3 protein-coding genes and 1 pseudogene are annotated in these 2,397 nt (G+C 66.8%); 1 reads left to right on the top strand and 3 read right to left on the bottom strand.

The annotated features are described in order from the left end of the window. The 3 genes from VQ03_RS29205 to VQ03_RS29195 form a co-directional block, all read right to left on the bottom strand. A partial coding sequence (locus VQ03_RS29205) for a hypothetical protein (protein ID WP_048454437.1) occupies positions 1 to 211 on the bottom strand: 211 nt, incomplete at its 3' end. Beyond that, a complete protein-coding gene (locus tag VQ03_RS29200; RefSeq protein WP_048454436.1) occupies positions 208 to 651 on the bottom strand; it encodes a hypothetical protein in 444 nt (147 codons plus the stop codon). The genes VQ03_RS29205 and VQ03_RS29200, both read right to left, overlap by 4 nt. Before the next feature lie 2 nt (positions 652 to 653). Beyond that, entirely contained in the window at positions 654 to 1,082 is a 429-nt protein-coding gene (locus VQ03_RS29195; RefSeq protein ID WP_048454435.1) for a hypothetical protein, read from the bottom strand. Between the two features lie 437 nt (positions 1,083 to 1,519). On the opposite strand from VQ03_RS29195, the pseudogene VQ03_RS29190 reads away from it, so the two are divergent. Then, positions 1,520 to 2,397 (top strand): annotated as a pseudogene (locus VQ03_RS29190) (hypothetical protein); the annotation flags it as partial.

The raw sequence follows: 2,397 nt of genomic DNA, 5'->3' as shown, positions 1-2,397 counted from the left end.
GGGCCTGCAGGCCCCGGCGCGCTAGGGCGACCATGTCGAAGGCGGTGTCCGCGCAGGCGAGCGGGATTGCGTCGAGCAGCTGCAGCTTTGGGTTGCCGACGGCGAACGGCGTGACGGTCCCTGGCGTCATCGCGACGGCGCCTTCGCCTTGGTTGACGATCTTGGCCATGTGGAGCGCGTCGTGCCAGAGGACGAAGCGGTACTCGGTCATGCTGCTCTCCCGAAGAAGCGGCTGAGGAAGGAAGGTGGCCCGGCGATCCGGGCGAGGCGGGCGCTCTCGATGCCGACCAGGGCCTCCCACCTTCGGCGCTCGTGCTCGCTCTCGCGCTCCATGGCCACGCGGACGCGGGCCCAGTAATCCCGCATCACAACGGGCCGCTCGTGCTCCAGGGTCAGCTTCCTGACGGCGTCGGCCCCGCGCGCGCCCATGGGGAGCTCAGACCGCATGGTCGCTTCGGCCTCCTCGCCCGCCATGATGTCGAGGAACCCCTCCCACGTGAGGTTGGCCTTCTCGATGTCGGACCGCATCCGAATCGGGGCGTCACCCCAGTAGAGGATCACCGGCGGCCCGAGCGGGCGCTTCGGCTTGGGCGGCAGCGGCATGGGCAGCCCATGGGCGCGGCGGACCCAGATGTGGTGGAGCTTGCCCATGGCTATGCCCCGACAGCCTGCCAGTTGGGCGTCGTCAGTCGAGGCACCTCAACGGTCGGGTCGCCCTCGCATCGGTAGAAGCCCGTTACGCAGTCGGAGAGGCACTCGTAGATCCGCCCCCGCACCATGACGCGGTCGCCCTTGTTGTAGACGATACCCTCTAGGAAGGCCGGGACCTGGACTTCCCGCACGAAGCCGGCCTCCCGGAGGATCGCCAGAGCCTTCAAAGCTTCCGGGTTGATGCCATTCCCGTGGACGGTCGCAGCGGCATTAACGACCGCTACGTCGGACATCGCCCACAGCCTGGCGATTGTCTCCGCCTGGGCGGACTTGGCGCGCTCGTCGGCGACCAGACCGTTGAAGAAGTCCTGATGCCTTTGGGTCAGCGCAGCGACGGTGCGCGCCAGCTCGGCGACCTGCTCGATCTCCACTTGACCCTCCTGTGGCGGCTGGGGGCGAGAGCGAACCTCCCCCGCGGGCTGCCGAACCCGCCCGCTTTGAGGCCGTGTCACCGTCAAGCGGAATGCTCGGCGACGGAGGGCCCTTACGCGCCCGGCGACCTGCATCGAGGGTCGCACCGATCCCGGATTCGCACAGAGGCAAAGATGCAACATATGCCTGTAGAGCGAGAGTATCTGCTCCGCCAGCAGGAGATCACATCTTCGGCGTGAGGCGTCCGGCCAGGGATTCGTCAACTATCGCGGCGACGAACGCTTCGCGAACTCTTGCGGGCCGCGCTCGGCGTGTGTATTCTCCAAGGCGTTGAGGAGCCCTCCATGACCCGGATCTCGAAACGGAAACCGACCGCCGCCTGAGCCCGATCCGGCTCGGCGCCCATTCGCGTCCCCCGTTTCAGCGAGATCCCCTCATGTCGAAGATGACCGACCACTTCGCGCGCGTGCGCAAGAACTGCGTCATGGTGGTGCGCAGGCAGTACGACATCTACACAAAGCCCCGGAAGTGGGACAAGTACGAGCCGGTCTCCACCCTGGAATTGCTGTCCGGAGTGGAGTTCCCGCACTCTGATTACCGCAACGACGTCCACAATTACTTGGATCCGATCCTCTCCTCCAATAGCCCTCACAAGCTGCCGTGGCGCCTGCGTGCCAGCCTGCAGGCCGTGCGCGACGAGCCAGGCCTGATCACGCTGCGGGTCGCCGAGCGCTCGTGCCTGGGCGCGATCGAGCGCTCCGCGGGCGGCGACGAGCCGATGCTGCGCGAGACCTTGAAGCTCGTCGAGGACGCCTCGGAGCGGATCGCCGTTTGGCTCGCGGCTGTCGGCTGCCAACGCGCCGCGGCTCGATGCGCGGGCCTGTGCCTCGAATATTGGCGAGAAAGGAATATCACGACCTACCCTGACATCATCACATATGGGCTGATGCGGTCCATGATAGACTATATCGGGGCTTCCACCAACAAGACAAACGCGAGGAAGGTTGAATATATTCCGGAAAGCCGGCATTTTCAGCTTGCCTTGACTGAGGGGGCCCTGCGCGGGCTTGTACACATCCTGGGCGTCGTCCAGGAGGGGATCGAGGCGGGCCCTCACGACAAGCACGACCCCGACGAGGACGAGGCCCCCCTGCCGCCGGTCGATCTCGCGGATCTCAGCCAGCTCGACGACGACCGCGCCGGGATCGTGCGCGACCCGCCGAAGCCGAAGGCGCCTGCGACCCGGGAGCTGGAAAGGGCCGTGATCGCGGCCCCTCCGCCGGTCGCGCCCGGGCTCGTCGTCGTGTGGGACGT

The organism is Methylobacterium tarhaniae (assembly GCF_001043955.1).
GTDB classification, from domain to species: Bacteria; Pseudomonadota; Alphaproteobacteria; order Rhizobiales; family Beijerinckiaceae; genus Methylobacterium; species Methylobacterium tarhaniae.
The sequence above is the reverse complement of the archived record's forward strand: the minus strand, read 5'-3'. Positions and strand labels throughout refer to the sequence as shown.